Annotated in this window: 23 protein-coding genes and 5 tRNA genes; 12 read left to right on the top strand and 16 right to left on the bottom strand. The window is 48.3% G+C overall.

The window, feature by feature from the left end; translation table 11 throughout:
- Positions 1-23: 23 nt before the first annotated feature.
- Genes PTQ21_RS12045 through PTQ21_RS12020 form a run of 6 tightly spaced genes read left to right on the top strand, consistent with a single transcriptional unit; the run spans position 24 to position 4,796 of the window.
- Positions 24-326, top strand: coding sequence for an urease subunit gamma (locus tag PTQ21_RS12045; protein WP_063564430.1), 303 nt, complete (start codon positions 24-26; stop codon positions 324-326).
- 18 nt (positions 327-344) lie between these two features.
- On the top strand, positions 345-734 hold the full coding sequence (locus tag PTQ21_RS12040) for an urease subunit beta (RefSeq protein ID WP_063564431.1): 390 nt from the start codon (positions 345-347) through the stop codon (positions 732-734).
- The gene (ureC, locus tag PTQ21_RS12035; protein WP_274570003.1) at positions 731-2,449 is read left to right on the top strand and encodes an urease subunit alpha; all 1,719 of its coding nucleotides are present in this window, start codon (positions 731-733) and stop codon (positions 2,447-2,449) included. Before PTQ21_RS12040 ends, ureC begins: the two co-directional genes overlap by 4 nt.
- A 15-nt stretch (positions 2,450-2,464) precedes the next feature.
- Positions 2,465-3,163, top strand: coding sequence for an urease accessory protein UreF (locus tag PTQ21_RS12030; RefSeq protein ID WP_274570002.1), 699 nt, complete (start codon positions 2,465-2,467; stop codon positions 3,161-3,163).
- Positions 3,164-3,196: 33 nt separating this feature from the next.
- Positions 3,197-3,919, top strand: a complete 723-nt coding sequence (gene ureG / locus PTQ21_RS12025) for an urease accessory protein UreG (RefSeq protein WP_053781689.1) — start codon at positions 3,197-3,199, stop codon at positions 3,917-3,919.
- A complete protein-coding gene (locus PTQ21_RS12020; protein WP_274570000.1) occupies positions 3,834-4,796 on the top strand; it encodes an urease accessory protein UreD in 963 nt (320 codons plus the stop codon). Before ureG ends, PTQ21_RS12020 begins: the two co-directional genes overlap by 86 nt.
- Positions 4,797-4,964: 168 nt before the next feature.
- Here PTQ21_RS12020 and PTQ21_RS12015 read toward each other — a convergent pair whose 3' ends face one another.
- The 4 genes from PTQ21_RS12015 to PTQ21_RS12000 all read right to left on the bottom strand — a co-directional run bounded on the left by PTQ21_RS12015 (position 4,965) and on the right by PTQ21_RS12000 (position 5,914).
- On the bottom strand, positions 4,965-5,381 hold the full coding sequence (locus PTQ21_RS12015; protein WP_063564435.1) for a helix-turn-helix domain-containing protein: 417 nt from the start codon (positions 5,379-5,381) through the stop codon (positions 4,965-4,967).
- Between the two features lie 172 nt (positions 5,382-5,553).
- A tRNA-Leu gene (locus PTQ21_RS12010) sits at positions 5,554-5,636 on the bottom strand.
- 17 nt (positions 5,637-5,653) lie between these two features.
- Positions 5,654-5,729: transfer RNA gene (locus PTQ21_RS12005), tRNA-Lys, on the bottom strand.
- Positions 5,730-5,842: 113 nt separating this feature from the next.
- Positions 5,843-5,914, bottom strand: a tRNA-Glu gene (locus tag PTQ21_RS12000).
- 307 nt (positions 5,915-6,221) lie between these two features.
- Here PTQ21_RS12000 and PTQ21_RS11995 point away from each other — a divergent pair.
- On the top strand, positions 6,222-6,998 hold the full coding sequence (locus PTQ21_RS11995) for a DeoR/GlpR family DNA-binding transcription regulator (RefSeq protein WP_063564436.1): 777 nt from the start codon (positions 6,222-6,224) through the stop codon (positions 6,996-6,998).
- 3 nt (positions 6,999-7,001) lie between these two features.
- Entirely contained in the window at positions 7,002-7,898 is an 897-nt protein-coding gene (locus tag PTQ21_RS11990) for a Cof-type HAD-IIB family hydrolase (protein WP_063564437.1), read from the top strand.
- 57 nt (positions 7,899-7,955) lie between these two features.
- Here PTQ21_RS11990 and PTQ21_RS11985 read toward each other — a convergent pair whose 3' ends face one another.
- Positions 7,956-8,627, bottom strand: coding sequence for an MgtC/SapB family protein (locus PTQ21_RS11985; protein ID WP_079695276.1), 672 nt, complete (start codon positions 8,625-8,627; stop codon positions 7,956-7,958).
- Positions 8,628-8,835: 208 nt separating this feature from the next.
- Positions 8,836-9,519, bottom strand: a complete 684-nt coding sequence (locus PTQ21_RS11980; protein WP_274569998.1) for a flavin reductase family protein — start codon at positions 9,517-9,519, stop codon at positions 8,836-8,838.
- Between the two features lie 85 nt (positions 9,520-9,604).
- Here PTQ21_RS11980 and PTQ21_RS11975 point away from each other — a divergent pair, with 85 nt between their 5' ends.
- Positions 9,605-10,303: an ArsR/SmtB family transcription factor gene (locus PTQ21_RS11975; protein WP_072734299.1), complete on the top strand. Its 699-nt coding sequence runs from the start codon at positions 9,605-9,607 to the stop codon at positions 10,301-10,303.
- Positions 10,304-10,417: 114 nt separating this feature from the next.
- Here the strand turns inward: PTQ21_RS11975 and PTQ21_RS11970 are convergent.
- The 3 genes from PTQ21_RS11970 to PTQ21_RS11960 form a co-directional block, all read right to left on the bottom strand.
- Positions 10,418-10,506: transfer RNA gene (locus tag PTQ21_RS11970), tRNA-Ser, on the bottom strand.
- Positions 10,507-10,511: 5 nt separating this feature from the next.
- Positions 10,512-10,587 (bottom strand) — tRNA-Asn (locus tag PTQ21_RS11965).
- Between the two features lie 171 nt (positions 10,588-10,758).
- On the bottom strand, positions 10,759-11,220 hold the full coding sequence (locus PTQ21_RS11960) for a SprT family protein (RefSeq protein WP_274569997.1): 462 nt from the start codon (positions 11,218-11,220) through the stop codon (positions 10,759-10,761).
- A gap of 120 nt (positions 11,221-11,340) precedes the next feature.
- Here PTQ21_RS11960 and PTQ21_RS11955 point away from each other — a divergent pair, with 120 nt between their 5' ends.
- Positions 11,341-11,697 (top strand): hydrolase/acyltransferase, encoded by a 357-nt coding sequence (locus PTQ21_RS11955; protein ID WP_274569996.1) that lies wholly within the window; start codon positions 11,341-11,343, stop codon positions 11,695-11,697.
- A 231-nt stretch (positions 11,698-11,928) separates the two neighbouring features.
- Entirely contained in the window at positions 11,929-12,072 is a 144-nt protein-coding gene (cmpA, locus tag PTQ21_RS11950) for a cortex morphogenetic protein CmpA (RefSeq protein ID WP_090808144.1), read from the top strand.
- 152 nt (positions 12,073-12,224) lie between these two features.
- Here the strand turns inward: cmpA and PTQ21_RS11945 are convergent, their stop codons facing one another.
- The 6 genes from PTQ21_RS11945 to PTQ21_RS11920 form a co-directional block, all read right to left on the bottom strand.
- Complete coding sequence (locus PTQ21_RS11945; protein WP_063564442.1) at positions 12,225-14,447, bottom strand: Tex family protein; 2,223 nt, start codon at positions 14,445-14,447, stop codon at positions 12,225-12,227.
- Between the two features lie 274 nt (positions 14,448-14,721).
- Positions 14,722-16,911, bottom strand: coding sequence for an alpha-galactosidase (locus PTQ21_RS11940; protein ID WP_274569994.1), 2,190 nt, complete (start codon positions 16,909-16,911; stop codon positions 14,722-14,724).
- 234 nt (positions 16,912-17,145) lie between these two features.
- The gene (locus PTQ21_RS11935) at positions 17,146-17,496 is read right to left on the bottom strand and encodes a type II toxin-antitoxin system PemK/MazF family toxin (RefSeq protein WP_024630714.1); all 351 of its coding nucleotides are present in this window, start codon (positions 17,494-17,496) and stop codon (positions 17,146-17,148) included.
- A 3-nt stretch (positions 17,497-17,499) separates the two neighbouring features.
- On the bottom strand, positions 17,500-17,781 hold the full coding sequence (locus PTQ21_RS11930) for a CopG family ribbon-helix-helix protein (RefSeq protein ID WP_274569993.1): 282 nt from the start codon (positions 17,779-17,781) through the stop codon (positions 17,500-17,502).
- Between the two features lie 261 nt (positions 17,782-18,042).
- Positions 18,043-19,230, bottom strand: a complete 1,188-nt coding sequence (gene alr, locus PTQ21_RS11925) for an alanine racemase (protein ID WP_064640023.1) — start codon at positions 19,228-19,230, stop codon at positions 18,043-18,045.
- A 459-nt stretch (positions 19,231-19,689) separates the two neighbouring features.
- On the bottom strand, positions 19,690-20,892 hold the full coding sequence (locus PTQ21_RS11920; RefSeq protein WP_274569992.1) for an outer membrane lipoprotein-sorting protein: 1,203 nt from the start codon (positions 20,890-20,892) through the stop codon (positions 19,690-19,692).
- 295 nt (positions 20,893-21,187) lie between these two features.
- Between PTQ21_RS11920 and PTQ21_RS11915 the strand changes: the two genes are divergently transcribed.
- The gene (locus PTQ21_RS11915) at positions 21,188-22,681 is read left to right on the top strand and encodes a serine hydrolase (RefSeq protein ID WP_274569991.1); all 1,494 of its coding nucleotides are present in this window, start codon (positions 21,188-21,190) and stop codon (positions 22,679-22,681) included.
- A gap of 43 nt (positions 22,682-22,724) precedes the next feature.
- On the opposite strand, the gene PTQ21_RS11910 is transcribed toward PTQ21_RS11915, so the two are convergent.
- The gene (locus PTQ21_RS11910; RefSeq protein WP_274569990.1) at positions 22,725-24,554 is read right to left on the bottom strand and encodes an ABC transporter substrate-binding protein; all 1,830 of its coding nucleotides are present in this window, start codon (positions 24,552-24,554) and stop codon (positions 22,725-22,727) included.
- Positions 24,555-24,635: the final 81 nt, after the last annotated feature.

The following is a 24,635-nucleotide window of genomic DNA, read 5'->3' as shown; positions in this document are numbered from 1 at the left end:
TCTAAGGGAAAGGTCGGATTACCTTGCACTGGACTGAGCAGGAAAAAGAAAAACTCCTGATTACCGTGGCTGCTAACCTCGCCCGCGAACGCAGAGGACGTGGACTTAAACTGAATGTTCCTGAAGCTATCGCATTGTTGACCTCAGAACTCATGGAACGTGCACGCGATGGGATGAGTGTTGCAGAGTTGATGAGATACGGCGGCACGATCCTGACACGCGAAGACTGCATGGAAGGTGTATCCGATATGATTCCTGAGGTACAGGTGGAAGCCACTTTTCCTGACGGAACAAAACTGGTCACTGTCCACGAACCTATACGCTGAGAAAGGCAGGAGAACTCCATGATCCCAGGTGAATATCGCTTAAAACAGGATGATGAGATCGTCTGTCATCCCGATCGCTTAACCGTGCGTCTGATTGTACTGAACCGCGGCGACCGTCCCGTTCAGGTCGGTTCTCACGTTCACTTCTATGAAGTCAATGCTGCGCTGGACTTTGATCGCCTTTCCGCTTTTGGGCACCGTCTGCATATTCCGGCAGGCACCGCTGTTCGTTTTGAACCTGGTGAAGAAAAACCGGTCGAACTCACCACATTCGGTGGCAAACGTCAGATTTATGGATTTAACGGATTAACCGAAGGATCGGCAGATCAGCCACCTGATCCACAGAAACTAGAAACATTTCTGAAGACATTTGCACCCCCTATGCAGGACGGAGGGGACCCTTTATGAAACGAATGAGCCGCGAACAATACGCGTCCATGTTCGGGCCTACAACCGGGGATGCCGTCAGATTGGCGGATACGGAACTATGGGCGGAGATTGAGCATGATTACGCTGTCTATGGGGACGAAAGCAAATTCGGTGGCGGTAAGGTTATTCGTGACGGGATGGGTCAGTCCACATCTGCCCTTCGCAGTGATGGCACACCTGATACCGTCATTACCAACGCCGTCATCATCGATCATTGGGGGATTGTCAAAGCGGACATCGGTATTCGCGATGGCTTCATCTGCGCAATCGGCAAATCCGGCAACCCGGATACAATGGATGGAGTCGATCCCGCGCTGGTTATTGGCGCATCGACCGAAATCATTGCCGGAGAAGGCATGATTGTGACCGCTGGAGGCATTGATACCCATATTCATTTTATTTGTCCACAACAGATTCAAACGGCATTATCTTCAGGAGTAACAACCATGATCGGCGGCGGTACAGGACCTGCAACTGGCACCAAAGCCACCACCTGTACACCCGGAGCCTGGCACATTCACCGGATGCTGGAGTCCGCAGAGGCATTTCCCATGAATATCGGTTATCTAGGTAAAGGCAATAGTTCCAGCACCGCTCCATTAATTGAACAGATTGAAGCCGGTGTCATTGGACTGAAGCTGCATGAAGATTGGGGCACAACGCCAAGCGCTATAGATGCCTGTCTGACCGCGGCCGGAGAACATGATGTTCAAGTAGCCATTCATACCGATACGCTGAACGAGACCGGATTTCTCGAAAATACACTGGCGGCCATTAACGGACGCACAATCCACACCTACCATACAGAAGGTGCTGGCGGCGGACACGCGCCGGATATTATTCGCGCTGCCGGAGAGTCTTACGTCATCCCCTCTTCGACCAACCCAACACGTCCTTACACACGCAATACCGTAGAAGAACATCTTGATATGCTGATGGTTTGTCACCATCTGGACCCGTCTATCCCTGAAGACGTTGCTTTTGCTGATTCACGTATTCGTCCCGAAACGATCGCGGCCGAAGACATTTTGCATGATCTTGGTGTATTCAGCATCATCAGTTCCGATTCGCAAGCGATGGGCCGGGTTGGCGAAGTCATTATTCGCACCTGGCAAACTGCCGACAAGATGAAAAAGCAGCGAGGCAAACTTGAACTGACCTCAGGCTCCCCGTCCGATAATGATCGGATCAAAAGGTATATCGCCAAATATACGATCAATCCAGCTATTGCTCACGGCATAGGCCATCTCGTCGGTTCCGTGGAGGTTGGCAAGCTTGCAGACCTGATCGTCTGGAACCCGGCCTATTTCGGGGTAAAGCCCGAGATGGTTATCAAGGGCGGTATGATCACTTTCGCCCAGATGGGTGACCCCAACGCATCGATCCCTACGCCGCAGCCCGTATTCGGCAGACCGATGTTCGGTGCTTACGGCGGTGCACTCGCCAAAGGGTCGATCACTTTTGTCTCCCAAGCCGCAGCAGATGCAGGAATCAAGGAGATGCTAGGCTTGAACAAGCGTGTGGAACCCGTCAAAGGCTGCCGATCAGTGAGCAAAAAGGATATGATTCACAACGACGTGACACCCATCATTGAAGTCGATCCCGAAACCTATGAGGTACGGGCTGATGGCGAGCTTCTCACCTGTGAGCCCGCAGACGAATTACCGATGGCACAACGCTATTTCATGTTTTGACAAAGGGGGACACGCATGATGATGCACAGCGGCACGAAATTACTCCGTTATGTTCAACTGCTGGATTCGGCCTTGCCCATTGGCGGGTTCTCCCACTCGTTCGGTCTGGAGGCATACACTCATGACGGTAGAATACGGACCACCGCCCAGCTTGAACAATTCATTCGCGGCCAGCTTCATTCCAGCCTCGTACGGCTTGATGGTCTTGCCATCAAGGGTGTCTACCAAGCCATTGAGCAACAGGATGCCGCCCTTCTAGCCCTTTACGACAAACGTGTACACGCCCAGCGAACCCCCAGGGAACTACGGGAAAGTGGGCACAAGATGGGTAAGCGATTACTCAAACTCGCGAGATCACTATATCCGTGGATGGACTTTTCTCTAATCGATGAAGCCGTACAGGAACACGGTGCATTTTGCGGCATTACAACCATTCACGGCTACATCAATTATCAGCTGGAAATTGGACTGGACGAAGCCGTCACCGGACATCTGTACACCTCAGTTAATGCTTATGTAAATAGCGCTCTGCGTCTTCTGCCCATCGGGCAAACCGAAGCACAGATGCTTATCCAAAAACTTTTGAATGATATTGATTCTGAATGGTCTCAAATTCGGGATAACGACCCGGAAGACATGCACAGCTTAGGTATTGCCCAGGAAATCCATGCTATGCGGCACGAGAGCCTGCCAGCCCGTCTGTTTATGTCCTAACTACAATAATTCAAAACCAAGGAGGAATTTGTTATGTGTGGAGGAGCTAATCATACGCATCATGCGGAATGGGAACGTAAGGTATTTGATCGGAGTCGTCCGATGCGAATCGGAATCGGTGGGCCGGTAGGTTCAGGAAAAACGGCCCTAGTAGAGAAGCTGTCCAAGGCACTGCGTACACGCTACAGCCTGGCCGTTATTACCAATGATATTTACACAAAGGAAGATGCCGAGATTTTGCTGCGTCAGAATGCGCTCGCGCCGGAACGTATTATCGGTGTAGAGACAGGAGGCTGCCCACATACCGCTATTCGCGAGGATGCTTCAATGAATTTTGAAGCCGTTGATGAGTTGATTGAACGCTTCCCGGACTTGCAACTGATCTTTATCGAAAGCGGCGGCGACAATCTCTCTGCTGCATTCAGCCCTGAACTGGCGGACGTATTCATTTACATTATTGATGTGGCTCAAGGGGAAAAACTGCCTCGCAAAGGCGGTCCAGGTATTACACGTTCTGACCTGCTACTGATTAATAAGACCGACCTCGCCCCTTATGTTGGCGCAAGTCTGCAAGTGATGAAGGATGATACTGAACGGGTACGCGAAGGACGGCCTTATGTGATGTCGAACCTGATGAGTGGTGAAGGGGTATCCGAAATCGTCCATTGGCTTGAACATCAATATATGGATGACGATGCTTCCGCTGCGCATCTGCATACCCACACTCATGAGCACGGAACGACTCACAGCCACTAATCCTTCTTCCTCTTCACATGGAGTTGAACATGGACCGAACCGCAGTACCGGAGAGGCCGTGATACGCCGCAGCGAGCTTCGGGCCACTTTCGCCCTCCAAGGCGGGCGCACCGTCATGACCGATCGGTATTATAGCGCCCCTCTGCGGTTCAGTCGATCCTTTCGACCTCCGGGTGGCGGAGATGAATTATGTGTATACACCTCAGACGTCTCTCCAGGCGTGCTGAACGGTGATCATTATCGATCCGAATGGCAATTGGGCCAGAACACTCACTTAATGCTAAGCAGTACATCAGCCACGAGGCTTCATCCAACACCTACTGTTCCGTCATCTGTGAACCATAACTTTCGACTGGAGCAAGGAGCGGTGCTGGAGTACTTCCCTGAATGCGTTATCCCGTTTAAAGGCAGCTCATCATCACTCACCACGACCTTTGAGCTGGGTGAACAAGCAATACTTGCGTATGCTGATATCTGGTCCGCTGGACGGATTCATCGGGGAGAAGTCTTTCAGTTCAAGCGATATCGAAGTCTGACAGAAATCTGGCAAGGGAAGCAATTGGCCGTATGGGATCACTTCGGGCTCGAACCAGAGTCGGACGATCCAAAATCATCCGCAGCGTTGTTAAACTACACCCATACTGCAGCTTTATGGATGATTGCCCCCGGATTGGGCGCAGCACAGTTGGAGTCCGTACGGTCCATTCTTCCCCCAGATGGTCGCATGCTTGCCGGGGCTAGTTTGCTCGCTACAGGCGGGATTGGTGTTCGTTTGCTCGGAATGGCTGCTTGGGAACTTCAGGAGCAATGCCTTCAGATCTGGAACACCCTTCGCTCCGATCTTTTGGGTAAACCTAGCCTCACATTCCGCAAGTGAAGGCTACACGTCTATCAGACTAACAACTTTCGGAATCGCATGTTCATGTTGCAACGAGTTTCAAAGAAAAAAACCTCTGGACCACTCTCCGACGGGTTTCGGATGTGTTCAGAGGTTTTTTTATATACGCAGATAATCCAGTCAAGTCGTAGCTTCCACTAACTTGTACTACAACAGATCGTCTCCTTTGGGCTTATCTTCTCCCTTGTAACGAAAGTCGCCTGAATCTCTGCTTTCCTTGGATTTACGATAACGGGTAAATTCAATATATTCACTGATAAAAGACTGTTCCACAGTCGATAATTCGCTTTCTTGGCAATTCAATTGCCGCAACACGTCAAAAAAATAATCCTCCCGTTTTTCCCGTACCATCGCCTCCTTGGATGGACGCCCAATCATGAGCCAATCAAGGCTCACATCAAAAAACGAAGCAATCTCAATTAGTTTATTCGTACTCGGAATAGATTTACCGCGTTTCCAGTCACCCAGATTGCCCGTGCTGATCTTCAGCTGTTGGCAGAAAGCCTTCTTGGTCATTCCTCGTTCGGCAATCAGGTGTTCAATTCGCTCATAGATCGACTGCATACAGAACCGCCTTCCAACCGTAATAATCAATACATGTACCTAAATTATACCACAACCTTCCTGAATCCTCAGCCTTTTAATCCCAGGAATACGTTCTGGTATTTCTCATAACACAAAGATAGACTCCCATGAATAATCATGAGAGTCTATCTTATAACGTTTGTTACTGTGATGCGGTCGAGAGGACTCGAACCTCCACGGGTATACACCCACTACCCCCTCAAGATAGCGTGTCTGCCATTCCACCACGACCGCATATTCAATTGTAAAAATGGTGAGCCATGAAGGGCTCGAACCTTCGACACCCTGATTAAAAGTCAGGTGCTCTACCAACTGAGCTAATGGCTCTTGCTGTAACTTCACCGAATGTGTGTGTGCCATGCGTAACTCTTTTGTATAGGAGCTATGACTTTTTGAGGATTCCTCATCAGGATTGTACATCCCTGAGGTGGTGAAGATAATGACCCGTAGGGGATTCGAACCCCTGTTACCTCCGTGAAAGGGAGGTGTCTTAACCCCTTGACCAACGGGCCTTGTAAACAAGTTGTCTTTCTTGGCGACAAGAATGAGTATATCATAGGCCAACTTAAATGTGCAACACTTTTTTTCAAACTTTTTTTATGCACTCCTTTTCCCCTTCTCCATGAGGTCAAGAGCGTTGCTCACGCCTGAAATGTCTTTCACAAATTTATCATCGTAATCTTCGCATTTTGTTAAATTAATATCAAAAAACTTAAATACACTTACATTCACTTATAATATTGCAAATATCATTATTAGTACTTATAATTAACCTATCAGTTATTTACACGGTCAGCTACGTATAAGGAGGCGGCACGTTTGTTTCAGGAAGAACGAATGCAGCTGATTATTGAACATTTGCGTAAACACAATCGCATCTCAGCTGATGATATTGTATCCCTCTTTGACGTTTCCCGGGACACAGCACGAAGGGATCTGATCAAACTCGAAGAACAGGATGCCATTATCCGAACGCGCGGCGGTGCAATTCTCCCCGTTCCACCAGACGAGCACCGATCCTATAAAGATCGTTTGCTCCACATTTCCAATGAAAAAAGAGCTATTGGCAAGCTAGCCGCTGCTATCGTCCGCCAAGGCGAACACATTATTCTGGATTCTTCCACTACAGTGCAGACTTGTGCCGAAAATCTAAATGGCAAGTCCTGTACTGTCATCACCAATTCCATTTATTCGGCTGATCTTCTCTCCAATCATACTGCTGTCGAGATTCGTTTGCTGGGCGGCAAAGTCGATAAGGAGCAACGTTATGTCTATGGTACTTCAGTGATTGAAACTCTTTCCCATTATTATGTAGACAAAGCCTTTATCGGCATTGGCGGAATTACGATGGATGGCTTCAGTGCCTCTGAAGAAGAAGGAAAGATCAAGCACAAAATGATGCAGGCTGCAAAACAGGTTATTGTACTCGCTGACCATTCCAAGTTTGATAAGCGTTATGGTTATCGTTTTGCGGACTGGTCACTCGTTGATATGTTAATTACAGATCAATGGCCTTCCCAAGATTGGCGGACTTTTCTAGCCGAGCAACAAGTCGAGATTCTCATTCCTGAACCTACAATTGAAAAGGAGTTGTAACATATGAAATTATTTGCTACCGATTTAGATGGAACCCTATTGAACAGAGATAGTCAGATCAGCCCGGAAAACGCAGCTGCAATCCATAAGGCGCAACAAGAAGGATTGAAGATTACGATTGCTACAGGTCGGGTCTATTCCGACGTATTAACTATAAGCAGCGAAGGCGGAATTAACACACCAGTCATCGGCTCCAACGGAGCTACCATCCACGATGCCAACGGTGAACGCCTATTCCATCTTCCACTTGAGCGTGAAACGGCCGCATCCGTCATGCAGTGGCTGGAAGATCATCATTGCTACTACGAGGCCTCCACACAACAGGGTATTTACGCTCCTATAAGCAGCCACGAGGCGATGCTCGCTGAGATGGATCGCATCCTGGGTTCGAGTCCTGGGGAGGATATTGAACGCCTTATTCGAGCTGTTAAGAAGCACTATGACAAGAAAGACTATCACCGCGTAAACTCCCATCAGGAAATCCCTTCCGAAGCTTACATTTACAATATTATGGCCTTTTCAATGGATCCGGCTCAATTGCAGCAGGGACGCGAATACTTTGCTTCTCGCTCCGATGTAGCCATGGTGGTGTCCTCTGAACACAACTTTGAAATGCAGCATCCTGATGTATCCAAAGGTAACGCCTTAAGCAAACTGGCAGCTCATCTGAACATTTCCATGGAAGATACAGCAGCCATTGGTGATAACTTCAACGATGTATCCATGCTGAAAATGGCAGGACTCGGTATTGCCATGGGCAATGCTGAACCGGAGATTAAGGCGCTTGCCAAGGCTATCTCTTTGACCAATGTGGAGCATGGTGTCGCACATGCCATTCAGTGTGTTCTTGAAGGCAAGCCCGTTTCCCGGCCGGAGACCGTCGTTGAAGGCGGTCAGTAATCGATTGTCGTGATAGCTCGGCATTGCGCGACATAACGAACCAGCGATAGCCTGGGCTCACCTCATATCAACGGATCGAACGTGAGGCACATCCTGTAATAAAACAATTAATTGCTCGGCCCTATATGATCCAGGCAGTTGCAGAGTGAATTCAAGTACAGTCTCCTCCCCGGAGTCTGTGCTTATTTGCTGTTCTGTTTTGAACCCAACCACCGAGATTTTCTCCTGTCCAAGCAAAGCCAAAACGGTTTTGAGGGTGTCCCCTTCCTTTAGCAGTCGAATGGTCAGCGTCTCTGTTCTCGCGGACACCAACCAGCGTGTCGGCCGATGCAGCAGCATCTGTGCCACTACAATAAGCAGCGTTACCCCAGCCCCAGTCCAATACAATCCCGAACCCACAGCCAGTCCCATTCCTGCAGTCGCCCAGATTCCCGCCGCTGTCGTCAATCCCCGGACCGTGTGGCGCTGTGTGAAGATCATCCCGGCTCCAATGAAGCCAACCCCACTGACCACCTGTGCGGCAATCCTGGATGGGTCAAGCGAGAGATTCGCCCAGCCTGCCTGATCCTGAAAGCCATACTTAGATACAATCATCATCAATGCTGCACCCACCGCAACAACAAAGTGTGTACGTATCCCCGCTTCCTTCATTCGGTTCTTGCGCTCATATCCGATCAACACGCCGCATATGCCAGCTATGAGTACACGCATTAAGTATTCCATTTCCATGTTCATCACCCCTCTTATGTATATGCTTACATGTATCTTTCTTTACTATTTACCCAATCCCTGCCTAATAAAATAACCGAATTCTTTGATTACTCGCATGAAACCTTAATGAAGCCTCATATAGACAGAAAGAAGTAGCACCACAACTGGCCCCACTTCATATATTCTGGATTACTTATTGATTGTCTATGCTATTTCAATCCACACATCACTTCTCTGCCCTAAAACTCTCCCCATACCTTTCTCCAAGTCCATAATAGTGTCGGAAATTATAAATTAAAGGGTTCCACTTCTCTGGGTTAATCTTGTTCAAACCTGAAATCAGTCGGGTATGTGCGTGTACCTTCAACGCTTTCACTTCCACAATGGCCATGAAAGGTGTATGTTCGGGAATACGAATGTGTTGTACCGCGGCTTCAATCTGGAGCGGACATTCCTCTATTTTATCCGGCTCAACCTGAACTGAACTTTGGGGTGTCAGTCCAGAGACGGCAAATTTATCATCGCAAAACTCAAATCCCATCCTCCTTTTCTCCTCAGGAACGGGATATATTCCGGTATAACGCCCCAGTCCCTCAACCTGCTCCCACATGGATGCATCCGGCAGATTAATCACACATTCGGGATGACGACTCAGGTTCTCAAAGGCTTTGCCCTGAATACCGACTCCAAGTACCAAGCAGTCTCCAAGTGCCCAGGATGAAGAAAGCGGAGACAGATTCGTCGTTCCATCTTCATTTAACGTGCTCAGCAGCAATACAGGTGTGCCATAGTACAAAATACTTGGAGTTATCACCTCGTGCTGTATCAATTCGCTGGTCCAGCCCACTTGATGCTCTGATCCAAACTCTTCTTGCGATCTATCATTGGTATACATTGTTTCTTCCTTCATTCTTCAATCCATCCCTTCCATCTCTTGGGTTCTAATTCATGCATGATTAATTGTAATACACCAATAGTTAAGGTATCATCGAAGTATGAATACCTATCCGAATATTTCTGTGATTGCATCGTTAATTGCTGATCCCAGTCGTGCTATTTTTTTGGAAGCTTTGTTGGATGGTCGTGCACTTCCTGCAGGTGAACTAGCTTACATGGCGGGTGTTACTCCTCAAACAGCAAGCAGTCATCTCGCCAAGCTGGTCGAAGGCGGGCTGCTCGTCGTTGAACAGCAAGGACGACATCGATACTATCGTCTCGCAGGCAAAGAGGTTGCTTTTCTGATTGAGACGATGGGTAGTATCGCCGCACCAGTACAAGTGAGATCTCTCAAACAATCCAACCAGCTTCAACATCTAAGCTTTGCTCGAACCTGTTATGGGCATCTTGCCGGAAAATTGGGGATATCGTTGTGTGAAGCTTTATTACGGGAAGGTTATCTCGAAGAACCTGAGGATGAGCAGGCCAAGGATTACCACATTACAGAGAAAGGGATTCAATGGTTCACTTCTTTTGGCATTATGCTTGAAGGGAAAGCCGGATCACGCCGCGCTGTGGCTCGCAAGTGTCTGGATTGGAGTGAGCGTCGTCACCATATCTCCGGAGTACTGGGAGACGAACTGGGACGCCGCTTGTCTGAGCTGGACTGGACCCGCCAGAAGGAAGGCAGCCGTTCCGTGGAAGTCACGGAAGCTGGCAAGAAGGGTTTGTACGAGGTATTGGGCATTTCATTATAGGGACGCAATCGGGCATTCTTTCTTGTACATTGGCAAAATGACGATACATCAAAAATCCCCCTCCTGAGTATCCGTTAAAGGTTACTGAGGAGGGGGATTATGTTTTGTTCAGAACGGAGAGAGAGGGATTCGAACCCTCGCACCGCTTACGCAGTCTAACCCCTTAGCAGAGGGTCCCCTTATAGCCACTTGGGTATCTCTCCAAGAATGGCTCCCCGAACAGGGCTCGAACCTGTGACAACTCGATTAACAGTCGAGTGCTCTACCAACTGAGCTATCAGGGAATAATAATCTTGAATAACCTAAATTTATCATGATTAATATTCCAAGTCAACATGCCTCCGGTGACTTTCTTTATAAGCTTCAGATACTCCCATAAATGCTCATCAGGGAGCATATTGCATATAGTCTTGTGGTCTTGTGGTAAGAAGTGTTGTTTCCAAAAAACGTTCACCTCAGATGGTATGAATCCCCAACTTGCCGGCACATCGACCACAGCGGTACCGCTTCGGATCAACTTTGCGTTTACGCAAATATTCCGTGCCACAGCTCATGCACACCAGCTTATAGCGATACGGTAATGGCTTTCTACCCTTTCCATCCGGAAGGGACTGGCAGAATCGCGAACCGCCCACCTTCTGCAACAAGGCTTTAAATTCAGGGTCCCGGTGTTGGTAGCCGCGTCCACGAATGTGCAGATGGTAATGACAAAGCTCATGCTTGATGATTTTCTCAACCTCTTCCCGCCCATAGGCTTCGAGCTGATGAGGATTAATCTCTATTCGGTGACTCTTGAGCATATAACGCCCACCTGTAGTCGTCAGACGACGGTTAAACAGCGCCTCGTGAGTGAACGGAACCCCGAAATGATCGAGTGACACCTGCTCAATCCATTGCTGCAATTCCTCATTTTCCATCGGTTTGTCCTCCTTTCACAACCCTTGGGCCATTTGTTTTTCCGCCATAATACTTGAATTTTAACCGTTTCGTAGGCTACACTGTCAAGTAGAATGTATGAGGGGAGATTATTACTCGTTATGCCTACAATGCGCTACGTCATCCTGCAGCAGGAACAGCAATTGCAGTTTGTGGAAATGCCTGCCGATTACGCTTATCAACTCAGTGCGCTCAACCTGCGCCTGCACAAAGAAATTGACAAACTTACCGCAGCAAATGTACCTGTTCTGCCTTGGGCAATCGCTGAATGTGACAATCTTGATCTTCTGGACGAGAAACTCTCCATCATCGGAGGCCTTGATTATATCAATGCGCTTGAACAAAGCTTTGCAGCACTAAGAGAGAGTGAATATCCTTTGATTTCCCTGCTCACTGAGATCCGGGCGCTTCAGGCTCAATTAGAGCAATGGTATGAAGAAGAGATGGAATCACTCTAATCCACTTATGGACTTATTATTAATGCAAGATGGAACTAAAAGCGCATCTCCTAAAAACAGGGGCTGCGCTTTTTTTCATTTTTTTCAACCCTACATTCATACGCCCGCTCTTCAGTACATGTCCGTATAGATATTGAATTTTCCGAGTTCATCACGGGTTAATTCGCACAGTCCAGGCTATTGCCACATATGCTAACGTACAGATGAATTATGCAAGAGGAGGAGATACCCTTGCCTCAATGGCTTTGCAATCAACTGATGCGTGCATTTCACAAAAAAGACAGCAGACAGATCAAGCTGCTGAACGAATGCTGGTTCTTTTACCGAAACAAACCGACAAGTGGCACCCCGCGCAGCGCGGACAGCGAACTCTAAAAATCTGACGCCACTCTCTCCGTCCACTTCAAGCTCTCAATTCTTTCATAAAATCCCTTCGAAGAATACAGTACGGGCAACAGTACTATTATAACTGACAACAAACAGCCTTCCCATTACAGGGAAGGCTGTTCTCCGATCATTGTGTTGGATTAGGAAGACTGCTTAGAAGAAGCAGGTTTCTTCATCGTGAGGCCGACACGGCCTTTTTTGGTATCCACGTTCATCACCCAAACCGTTACATTATCCCCGACAGATACAACATCCATCGGATGTTTGACGTAACCGTTACTCAGCTGTGAGATGTGGACAAGTCCGTCACTCTTGATGCCGATGTCAACAAAAGCACCAAAGTCGATCACGTTACGAACCGTACCTTGTAGCTCCATGCCTTCCACCAAATCTTCAATTTTGAGCACATCCGTGCGGAAGATCGGTAGCGGCATTTCCTCACGCGGGTCACGACCCGGACGCTGCAAGCTGTCCAGAATGTCACGCAGTGTAGGTACACCCACATCAAGCTTCACAGCCAGCTGTTCCGGTTGTTGCTCCGACAGGAGAACAGACAGTTCCTTGCTGCCCAGCTTGTCCAGCGCAACCTGAAGCTCCTTAAAGAGCTGGTCTACGACTTTATACGATTCAGGGTGAATCGGTGTGCGATCCAGCGGGTTCTCGCCTTCACCAATCCGCATAAAGCCTACGCATTGCTCATAGGTTTTGGCACCCAGACGCGGCACTTTCTGCAACTGGCGACGATTCGTGAACCGGCCGTTCTCTTCGCGGTATTTCACGATATTTTTGGCAATCGTGGCATTTACACCCGCAACATAGGACAGCAGTGAAGGCGAAGCCGTGTTCACATCCACGCCCACATGGTTAACTGCGGATTCCACAACAGCCTTCAGGCTTTCTTCCAATATTTTTTGAGATACGTCATGTTGGTATTGGCCTACACCAATGGCTTTTGGATCAATCTTAACCAGCTCAGCCAGCGGGTCTTGCACCCGGCGGGCAATCGAAGCAGCACTCCGCTCAGCAACGTCAAGATCCGGGAATTCTTCCTGGGCCAGCTTGGATGCAGAATATACACTCGCTCCAGCTTCATTGACGATCAGATACACGAGACTTTCGTCCCCGTTCTCCTGAATAATCTCGGCAACAAACTGTTCTGTTTCACGGGATCCGGTACCATTACCGATAACAATCAACCCGATATCATATTGCTTGATCATCCGATGGAAAACCTCAGCAGCTTCACGCTTCTTGTTGTGTGGTGGCGTTGGGTACGTAACAGCCACTTCCAACAGCTTGCCCGTATCGTCGACCACAGCCAGTTTACAACCGGTTCGATAGGCAGGATCGACACCAAGCACACGTTTGCCATGAATCGGCGGCTGAAGCAACAGATTACGAAGATTAGCCGAGAATACGGATATCGCTTGGTTTTCACCTTTTTCCGTCAGTTCTGCACGAACCTCACGCTCAATCGAAGGGGCAATCAATCGTTTGTAAGCATCTTCAATCACAGCACGCAAAACGTCTTGGACCGCAGATGCACCCTTGATGATTTGTCCTTCCATATGACGGTGAGCCGGTTCAGGCTGCACGTCCAGACCCACTTTCAAAATGTTTTCACGTTCACCGCGGTTAATGGCGAGAATACGGTGAGGAGGCATTTTTTTGGCTAATTCACGATAATCATAGTAGTTCTCATATACAGACTCCTGCTCAGCATCCTTCGCTTCCGAAGTCAGCATGCCATGATCGAGCGTATAACGACGAATCCATGCACGAATAGCAGCATCATCTGCAATATTCTCAGCCAAAATGTCTTTGGCTCCCTGAATTGCAACCTCTGCATCTTCTACCCCAAGTTCAGCATTGATATAACGCGCAGCTTCCTCCAGAGGGTTCCCTTGCTTTGGTTGACCCCAGATCCAGACAGCGAGTGGTTCGAGACCTTTTTCCTTCGCTACACTGGCACGGGTTTTCCGCTTCTGACGAAACGGACGGTACAAGTCCTCCACTTCCTGCAGCTTAACTGCCTGAGTGATAGACTGTTTCAGTTCTCCGGTCAGCTTGCCTTGTTCCTCTATAATACGGATGACTTCCACTTTGCGGTCTTCCAGATTACGCAAGTATACGATGCGTTCTTCAATGAGCCGCAGCTGGTTCTCATCCAGCTCTCCAGTCATTTCTTTACGGTAGCGGGCGATAAATGGAATCGTATTGCCTTCGTCCAGAAGCTCCGACGTTGTGCGGACCTGCTTCAAGGACAGTGACAGTTCCTTGGCTACCTGTTTGATGATTCGTTCATGGCGTTCTGCCTTTATTGTTTCTTCATTGGGTTCCAGAACCGTTTCCTGTTCAGACAAATAAATCCCTCTTTCCTTCCTGAATCGTTCAGTTGAAGCTTGTTCAGGGCAGCTTTGCTGCTGTAATCACAGTATCGAACCTGCATTCATGCAGATTCCTCTCCCCTATATTATCACAAAATCCCGTTCAGATTTCCAGCATTCGTCCTGGTTACAAGTTCTTACAATTGAGATTACGTATCAAACCTTCATCTCAACCATAAGAAAAGACCGAAAAACGTCTCCCCGACGTCTTCCGGTCTCCCCTGACAAACACTGCATTCACGCCAGTTTATTATACCCGTTCGAAGCGGAACATTTCACTCCAATAGTCTCCCGATGCACGGCCTACAGAGATCCCACCATACATCAGCGCATCCCCGGTAAACGTCTCGGAACCACCTTTCAGGCGGTAATCCGCATCAGGGTCGAGGCCCTTCAGCTTCAGACGTTGGAGCGGTGCATTTGGTTCAGACAGCACACGGAAGTAGAATACAACGGCTTCGCTGCCATCTGGGGCAATAAACATCCATGCCGTTTCATTTCCCTCAAACGGACTTAGCAGGCGCCGGAACGTTCCGTATTGGATGGTTCCCCGAATTTCTTTGTACAGTTCAACCTGAGCCTTCACGATAGCATTCTCTTCCTCTGTGAAACGAGTCAAATCCAACTCGTATCCAAAGTTACCCGACATCGCGACATGTCCACGAATCTCTAGGGAAGTAATTCGGTTGACCTGATGATTTGGAACCGCTGAGATATGTGACCCCATTGAACTTACCGGATATACCAGGCTTGTACCATACTGAATACGCAGACGGGATATCGCGTCCGTATTATCGCTGGTCCACGTTTGCGGCATGTAGTACAGCATACCTGGATCAAAACGGCCGCCACCACCTGAACAGCTCTCGAACAGGATATTCGGGAACGCCGAAGTAATACGTTCCATGACTTCGTACAATCCAAGCATATAACGATGCGCAGTCTCACGCTGTCTATCTGCTGGAAGCAATGCAGAACCCACTTCCGTCATATTCCGGTTCATGTCCCATTTCACATAAGTGATCGGCGCAGATCCAAGCACATCGCTTAGCATGCGTACAATCTCATCACGCACATCCTGACGGGAGAAATCGAGTACCAATTGTTGACGCCCTTCCGTACGACGACGATCCGGCACATGCAAACACCAGTCCGGATGAACACGGTACAATTCGCTGTCTGGCGAAATCATCTCAGGCTCGAACCATAGTCCGAACTGCATGTCCAAACTGGTTACCCGGTTGGCCAAATCATCCAGGCCTTGTGGCAATTTGTTCTTGTCCACAATCCAGTCACCAAGTGAGGAGTTATCGCTGTCCCGATGTCCGAACCATCCATCATCCAGTACGAACAGTTCAATGCCAAGCTTCTTCCCTGCCTGAGCGATCTGTTCAATCTTATCTGCGTTGAAGCCGAAATAGGTCGCTTCCCAGTTGTTGACCAGAACCGGACGCTCTGCATTACGGAACTTGCCACGTGCAAGGCGTTCGCGATACAGATTATGATACGACTGAGACATACCATCGAGACCTGCGTCCGAATAGACCATGACCGTCTCAGGCGTCTGGAATGACTCCTGCGAATCCAGCTTCCAGCTGAACTCAAATGGATTGATTCCAAGCGATACACGAGTGGTGTGGAACTGATCCACTTCTGCCTGTGCTGTAAAGCTGCCGCTATATACAAGACTGAACCCGTAGACTTCACCCTGATCTTCGTCTGTACCCGGTGTCATCAGTGCAATGAACGGGTTCTGCTGGTGACTGCTTGAGCCTCGACGACTCTCGATGCCTTGCAGGCCGGAAGCAAGCGGTCTGCGAACGATGTCCCGTTCACGCGTCCATGCTCCTGACAATTGCAGCAATTCGTAATCGGCATGCGGGAAATCAACGGAAGAGCTGAGCGCACGTGCAATATTCACCGAGGTAGCGCTCTCATTAATGATCCGCATGGAACGCGTAATCGCATTAAAAGCCGTAAAGGCCGTGTAGCTAAGTTCAATCTTGATCCCTGCAACACGGTCCTCCAGTTCAACGATGAGTGTCTCGGCTTCATCGTCGGACTCAACATAAGTTGCAGGCAGTCCGGTAAGCGCTGTCTTTCCTTTGATCAGTCGATGGCCTGTATACGTAAACTCCGAAACGGTTGAACCATTCTCAAGCTCCAATTGGATTGCCGGATTACGGAAATCACTTGTACCATACACCGGCAGTTCTACTGCCAACGTGTCGAAAGAGATCGTCCGATCTTCCGGCACCGGATTTGGGCTGAACGAAGCACGCTCTGTACGCACATGAAGCCAGCTCAGATCGGTATCACGCAGTTTTTTGCCATAATATAAATGTACCAAATATCCCGAAGGCAGTACCTGAAATACATAGCTTGCCTTTTGGGTCTGTAGATGAAATTGAAGCTTCTCCTGATCAATATAAATGCTCATATGTCTCCTCCACCTCTATATATGTCGATTAACGTAAACGGTTTCTCAGGTATCATTATAACGAAAAGCTTCACAATGTTCTACGCTTTCATGAAGCTTTAATCAAAAGAGCGTACCCCAGCCATTAGGCTGTTGTACGCTCTTTTGATTGCTGTCTGAAATTGTGTGTTCCTGCAAGGAACATCCATTGTCTACGGATGGCACGGCAGAACAAAGAAACAACTGCCTGGTGCCTTAAAAATCGATTAAACCCAGGCTGATCTGTAAGGCTTCGTTGACCAGTTTCATGGTCTCCTCGTCCAGATGGGTAATCTTGTCGGTCAGCCTCTGCTTATCAATCGTCCGTATTTGTTCGAGCAAAATAACCGAGTCCCGGTCAAAGCCGTGTGCCGCCGCATCAATCTCCACATGCGTCGGCAGCTTTGCCTTTTGGATTTGGGCGGTGATCGCCGCCACAATACAAGTAGGACTAAACCGGTTGCCGATGTCATTCTGGATGACCAGAACCGGCCTGACTCCACCTTGCTCGGAACCGACAACGGGAGAAAGATCCGCAAAAAAAACGTCACCGCGTTTTACGATCAATGTCTACACCTCGCTAACTAAGCGGTCCAGAGTGCTGTCCGCATCTTCCTCCGCGTGAAAGGCCTCGGATGCCATGGTGAGGTTAATCTTCGCCATCTCCATGTACCCTCGCTGCATCGATTCACGGATGTAACGTTTCTTACGCTCCGTCAAATACAGCTTCATGGCCTGCCTAATCAATTCGCTGCGGTTGGAATTCTCCAGCGCTACGATGCCATCCACTTCTTGCAAAAGATAATCAGGCAAACTGATCATGATCCGCTTGGTGTTCTGCAAGTTGGCCACCTTTCTTCCACCCCCACAAACCTTTCGCCATTGTGAACCAGTATTACGTTTTTCCAGAACTTTTATACAAAGGAATATATATGCCCCGAGTATATCAAGTATGCTGTACTCCATTATAAACACGGGGAACAATATTCGTACAGACCAAACATCTCTTTTCAGGATTTTTCATCCCAGTCATCATTCATAATTCGAGATGCTCCGACAGTTTTCCTTCTGTTCTGAAAAAAAGTTTATTGGTAATGGCGTCCAGTCGAGCTATCAGGATGTCAAAAGAGGGTTGATTCTGGCGACTACTGCTCCATTACGGGTATAAACCCGCGGGATTCGATGCGCCATCATGCAGATCACTTCGTAGGGAATCGTACCGAGCTGAGATGCCACTTCGTCTGCAGTAATGACTGCACCCGATTGGTGGCCGATGAGAACAACCTCTTCGCCGGCTTGAATTTCTTCTGCTTCTGCTGCAAAAGATTGTAGCGACACCATACACTGATCCATGCAGATCGTACCGACGACGGGAACGCGGCGGCCGCGCACAAGTACTTGTGCTTTACCTGACAGCATTCTTGAAAATCCGTCTGCATAGCCTATAGGCAGGGTCGCTATTCGTTCGTTCCCTTGTGTTACATAACGGGTTCCGTAGCTGACACCCCAATGAGGTGGCAGCGTTTTGACCAGAACCGCCTTCGTCTTCAGTGTCAATACCGGGGACAGCTTCACTACCTGATGATTCACCTCTCCCGAAGGATACAATCCGTACAGACTAATTCCCACACGTACCATATCGTAGGACAACTCCGGTGTATCAATGGTAGCGGCGCTGTTCGCCGTATGTATAATCGGGATGACACATCCCTGATCCCGCAGCGCATCAACCACGCCTCGGAACCGTCGATACTGCTCCAGTGTATAGGTCTTGTCTTTTTCATCCGCCTTGGCAAAATGGGTAAACATGCCTTCAAGCATCACCTGCTTCAGCTTGGCTGCTTCCTGAATAAAAGCAACTGCCTCTTCGCCAGGCAACAGGCCAAGTCTGCCCATGCCGCTGTCGATTTTGATGTGAACTTTGAGCTTACGAGAGGATGTGCCCGTCTCCAGATGTTGAATGGCTTCGAGTACTTCCTTACTGAACAGCGTAATGGTTACATCATGTTTCCATGCTTCAGCGATGCCTTCTGGCGGCGTGTAGCCCAATACCAGAATCGGAAGGGTAATTCCGTGTTGTCGCAATTCAAGCGCTTCGTCAAGAAAAGCTACACTTAAGTAATCCACGCCAACTCGTTCCAGTTCTCTGGCCATCTCCACTGCCCCATGTCCATAGGCATTAGCCTTCACACAAGCGAGCAGTTTCTTGCCTTGCGGCAATGTTTCACGGAAAGCGTCTACGTTGTTGCACAAATGATCCAAATTGATTTCCGCTTGGGTCGGCCGATATTGTTCTTGCACGTTAAGTCACCTTCTCTAATCATCTTAATCCGGCTCACGTCAGACTCCATCGTAATGCTCAAGCATGTGACTGTCAAATGAACGGAAGATCTGCAGTCCAAAACACATACAGGAGCGCTATCCTGAAGTCGGGAGCAAACGCGGAATAAGACCCATAAGCCAGATCATGAATGAGATATTCATCTCTCCATAACGTAACTCATCTGCTTATATCGTTTTATTTACCCGGTTCCTCCCGCGTAGAAGCGTGTTTTGCATTATTGAGTGCACTGGACCTAATCCTTGCTTATCTTACGCAGGGTCATGGGCTGTTGATACTCATAGCTTCAACCGAAATCAAATTCTGCGAATCATTGCTATAAAACAGGAACGAAGACTTGTATATGCAGCAAAGCACCGGAGAATTCATCTCCGATGCTTCTTAGCATTCCTTATGTTAAGACGACTATACTTTGCAAATCATTTCCCTGATTCTTCCTGCATTGAAGTCGCAATCTGTATCATCTCGTTATCTGGCAAATCTGCGCTTGTAATCCTGTACTCCACTCCGTCTGACATCCATGTGAGTGTCTGCAACGCATCTCCACTTATCATTCCGAGGGTGAATCCAAGATCCAGAACACGCGATGGGGCAAGTGATACGGCTCTGTCCTGTGGCCGGGCCTCAAAAATCGTGTAATTATATGTTCCTTCGTAGCGAAGCATAACCGAATAGTCTCCTGATCCTTCCACGATCTGATCGTCTTTCAGCTTGACGCCTTCCGGTGCATAGGTCGGCTGAATAACCCCGAAGCTTCCTGTACCTTCCGGCTCGGCCGATGTCGGTTCTTCCGTTCCTTGACCACTGGCTGGATCTTCAGAACCTTGCTGCTCGGCGTTATCACTCACACCCGTCTGTCCATCACTAACGGTTCCGCTTGGATTGGATGCAGAACCTTCCTCTGTTGCAGCTTGAGGATTGGTAGTCTCTTTACCCTCCCCAGCAGGAGCCGCGCCTGAGTCAGTACCAACCTTGCCACCATTTTCAGTAGCAGCAGTCATATTACGCTGCATATCAAAAGCGTCTTTCTCAAATTCGGTACCAAATTTGAAGCTATCGAACTTCACATCGACCACCACATTGGCATTCGAGTCGGATACTTCTACCTGTTTTGGAGCGTAATCGCTTTTGTTTAACCATATTTTCTGTCTGACCAATGCATGTGTATTGTAGTTGGCAGCTACATCGAATACATAGCTTTCCTTCTCATCGGCAAACTGGCGGGTCGAATCACCTGTTATGCTGCGGATCAGCGTCTCGTAGAGGTAAACCTGGCCTTGGTTATCCGGCCAGTTACTCTGGAAACGGAAGCTTTTGTTCTGACTCGGTGTCAGGACAAATACGCCCTCATCATTGCGCAGTACAATTTGTGTTACATCCTTTTTGGCATTCGTTAACGCGATACGATAATATGAAGGCTTTTGATGCCATACCTCGACCTTGTACTGCTGCGGCGTATCTCCGGTATGCAGCGTCATAACGCCTGCCCCCTGATAACTTTCCATTTCTCCTACGACTTCGTTCAGATCTTTGACCACGGCTGCCGCATCCTTCTTCCCGCAGGCGGCAAGTAAGGTCGATAAGACCAATACCATGGCAAGCATCCATGATATTCGGCGCATGACATCATCCCCTTTAGCACATGTTTTCACTTCAGGATTGTGCGTACAGCAGAACCCCTACTTGATTAGTACATGTTATGAGGGACTTGTTCGATATATGCGGACTAGTTTGACAAGCATTCCATCAATCAGTGCCGCAATACCCTATCTGGTAACAAAATCAGTCTCGGGTAGGATGTAAAATCCAACCAGATTCTTCATAGTAAATACAGATAACAACCCAACCCATGTAATTACATACCACGATTATGTAGCTTAATTGATGTACAACTCTATTTTAAATTGGAGGAAAATAATGAACACAACCTATCTTCACTCATTGCTGAATGGATTGGATGATTTTGTGGAAGAGCAGCTTCAACGTTGGAAAGGAGTAGGTGTGGCGGTAGCGGTTATTCACAAGGATGAAGTCATTTTGCAAAAAGGATACGGTTATCGCGATCTGGAGTCCCAGCTTGAAGTTACACCCCATACCCTATTCGCGATCGGTTCAAGTACCAAAGCCTTCACAGCATCAACCGCTGCCCTGCTCGTCGATCAGGACATTCTGAAGTGGGACACACCTGTTAGAACTTATTTGAAAGACTTCAAAATGTTCGATCCGGTAGCTACAGAACGCCTGACCATCCGCGATATGCTCTGTCATCGCTCCGGACTTCCAAGGCACGATATGGCATGGTATAACTCATCACGGAGCAGAGAAGAACTCGTAAACGCGCTTCAGTATCTGGAGCCTAATGAGGACTTTCGGAACAAATGGCAATACCAGAACCTGATGTATATGGCCGCTGGTTATCTGGTGGGTCAACTCAAAGGAACTTCATGGGAGAATGTTGTCCAGGAGTCCCTGTTTAACCCACTTGGTATGAATTCAAGTGTCTTCTCTGTCGATGAGATGCAGAATCAACCTGACTTCGCCTTCCCTTATATGGATCAAAATGGTGAGAATACGCGGATACCTTTTCGGAAAATTGATGCCGTAGGCCCTGCTGGCTCCATTAACAGCAATCTGGTCGATATGATCGCCTGGGTGCAATTTCAGTTGAATCAAGGGCAACAGGGTGGGAATCAACTGATTTCCAAAGAACAGTTGGCTGTTACACACAGCCCGCAAATGGCTTGTGATTCACCATTCCACAGCAAAGAGCTGCCTGTTAGCACGTACGGTCTGGGCTGGATGATCGATTCTTATCGCGGGAACGCCATGATTCATCACGGCGGGGCAATCGATGGATTCGCTTCACAGGTCGCCTTTTTACCAGAGGAACAGATCGGTGTTGTAGTCCTTTGCAATACCAATGGAAGCATTCTTCCCTACACGATTTCTTTTAACGTTATTGATCGTTTGCTTGAATTGAAACCTGTAGATTGGAGTGGGAGATTAGCCAAATTAATGACTGGAGATTCAACTGATTCCGAAGCAGCAACAGACACCATAGAAACACCAACTACGCCAGAAACCTCGGTTGAGGAAAAACCAGTGGAAGCTCAGGTTCATCCCCATGATCGTCCTATCCATGCGTATGCGGGAAGTTATAATCATCCGGGTTACGGCGAGATCGTTATTCAACAGACGAACGATGGGTTACAGGCCACATTGAATGCCATTGAAATGCCTATGGAATACACTGGAAAAGATACGTTTTCCGTAGAGCTTGTCCTGTTTGGCTTGAAAATCACTTTTACGTTTAAGACGGATGAAGAGGACACCATAAGCTCTCTCTCCATTCCGCTACTGCTGGAACCAAGTACGAATCCAATTGAATTTATAAAGACACCTTCAGTATAAAAGTATCCCCCACCGGCCTATCCCATTGTAGTAATTACACTCTTTACCACAATGGGATATACGCCGGATAACTCGCAGTATCTTCTTCTGTATTTGGACTTCTCTTCACCCACAATCGACGCAGATCAGGCATACCGTATGCTACGACACGGTAATCCTGAAGCGAAACGTGGTGTGCATGTTCTTCCCTGAAGCTGTATGTAGGCAAGAGTAAGGCCTCTTGAATGAGTCGCCCCTCCAACGTCATTAGCGTACGCAACCGCTCAGCACTATCCTGAATCATAACGACGTGTCTGCATTCACGTTCTAGCTCGCTTTTTCGCTCGTCATCCAATGCCATAAGGAACAGCGTATTTTGGAAAGTATACATCGTTAATAGACTCAGCGTCACATGCTCATCGAACACTTCACCCGTGTAAATCAAATCATAAGAGGCGAATTCATCATGGTATACGGCATCTACCGGATTACCTGGCGTAACACTCACTTTCAGTCCAATAAGTGCACAACGCTGTGCGAACCAGGCCATGTCTGTCTCCATTTTCTCGCCTTCCTCTACCCACACATTCATAATCTGGCCTGCGTAGCAGCTGCGTTGTAACAGCTCTGAAGCTCTTACGAGAGATAAGTCAGCAGAAAGGGCTGTTGGCTTCGATTCTATTCGTTCAAGTATCTGCTTTTCCTTGGACTTGTCCCGAATCAGGCTATATGCAGCATGTACACCTGTGTGTGCCAACGCCACCATCATCTCTTGTGGATCCATCAGTTGCTGAACAGCCTGACGAAAGTATAAATCCTGCTGTGGGCCTTCTTTTCGCATATTAAAAGTCATAAACACACCGCCCTGAACCTCATGTTGAATCAAGCGAGCCAGTCCGTCTGGAAACAAGTCCTGTTTGATCACTGACTCCACTAGACCCGTCTGAGGAAGCTGCCATATTTCAACCCGATCAATAAACGCCCGCCCCCTGAAATACGAAGGGAACACCTCCAGCACAAGCAGCTTGGGATGATTGCGTGTCAATCGGTAAGGCCCCGTACCAATCGGATGCATCGGGTCAAGCTCCACATCACGGGGTAAGATGGATGCATTCATGCTGCTCATCAGATCCGGGAACATAAAGTTGGGAAACCGCAACACAAAGCGCACCGTTAGCTCGTCGAACGTTTCTATGTGATGAATGGAGCCAAACAGTGACTTGCAAGGGTTCTCCTGATCGGAAAGAATCCGTTCAAACGTATATCTTACGTCCTCTGCATTAAGCATCCTGCCATGGTGAAAGACTATGCCTTTGTGCAAATAAAAGATCCACTCTGTTCCCTCAGGGTTGCTCTCCCATGCAACGGCAAGACTCGGTTCACAGACTTGGCGTTCAGCGTTGTACTGCACCAAGCGATCAAATACCTCCGCAACAATTCCAACTTCTCCCCACATGTAAGCCCGGGTAGGGTCCAATGTCTCAAAAGCAGTCTCCTGTGGAATTCGCAGTGTATCAACTCTTCCCCGAGCGCCGTGATCGGAACGCAGACCGAACTGGCCTTGTAATCCTTGCATCAATATTTCTCGCATCGAAAACGGCATTGTTGAAGCCAGCATATAGGCCTCCTCCAACTTGTTTCCCTGCAACAGTCGATCAAATCGTTCCTGAACAGCCTGTAACAGAGGATGGCAAAAAACGAGCACCGATGTCTTCCCTCTGCCGCGTTGCGGGCTCCATCTGATCCAGCCATGATCCATAAATTTGTTCATAATCAGATTCATATTGCGCATCGTACAACATAAATGATTCGCCAGCTCACCAATCGTTGTGTGTATTTCTTCCTCTTCGTCCACGTTCGAAAAGGCCACGCGAAGCTGAATATAATGATCCATGACCTCCACAACTATCCCTGCCTTTCCTTCCCTGAGTAAAATACGAAATTGACTCGTACGCTTCTACAGTTTTTCTTCAGG

This window comes from Paenibacillus marchantiae (assembly GCF_028771845.1).
In the GTDB taxonomy this organism is placed as follows: domain Bacteria; phylum Bacillota; class Bacilli; order Paenibacillales; family Paenibacillaceae; genus Paenibacillus; species Paenibacillus marchantiae.
This window is presented reverse-complemented; position numbering and strand designations above follow the sequence as displayed.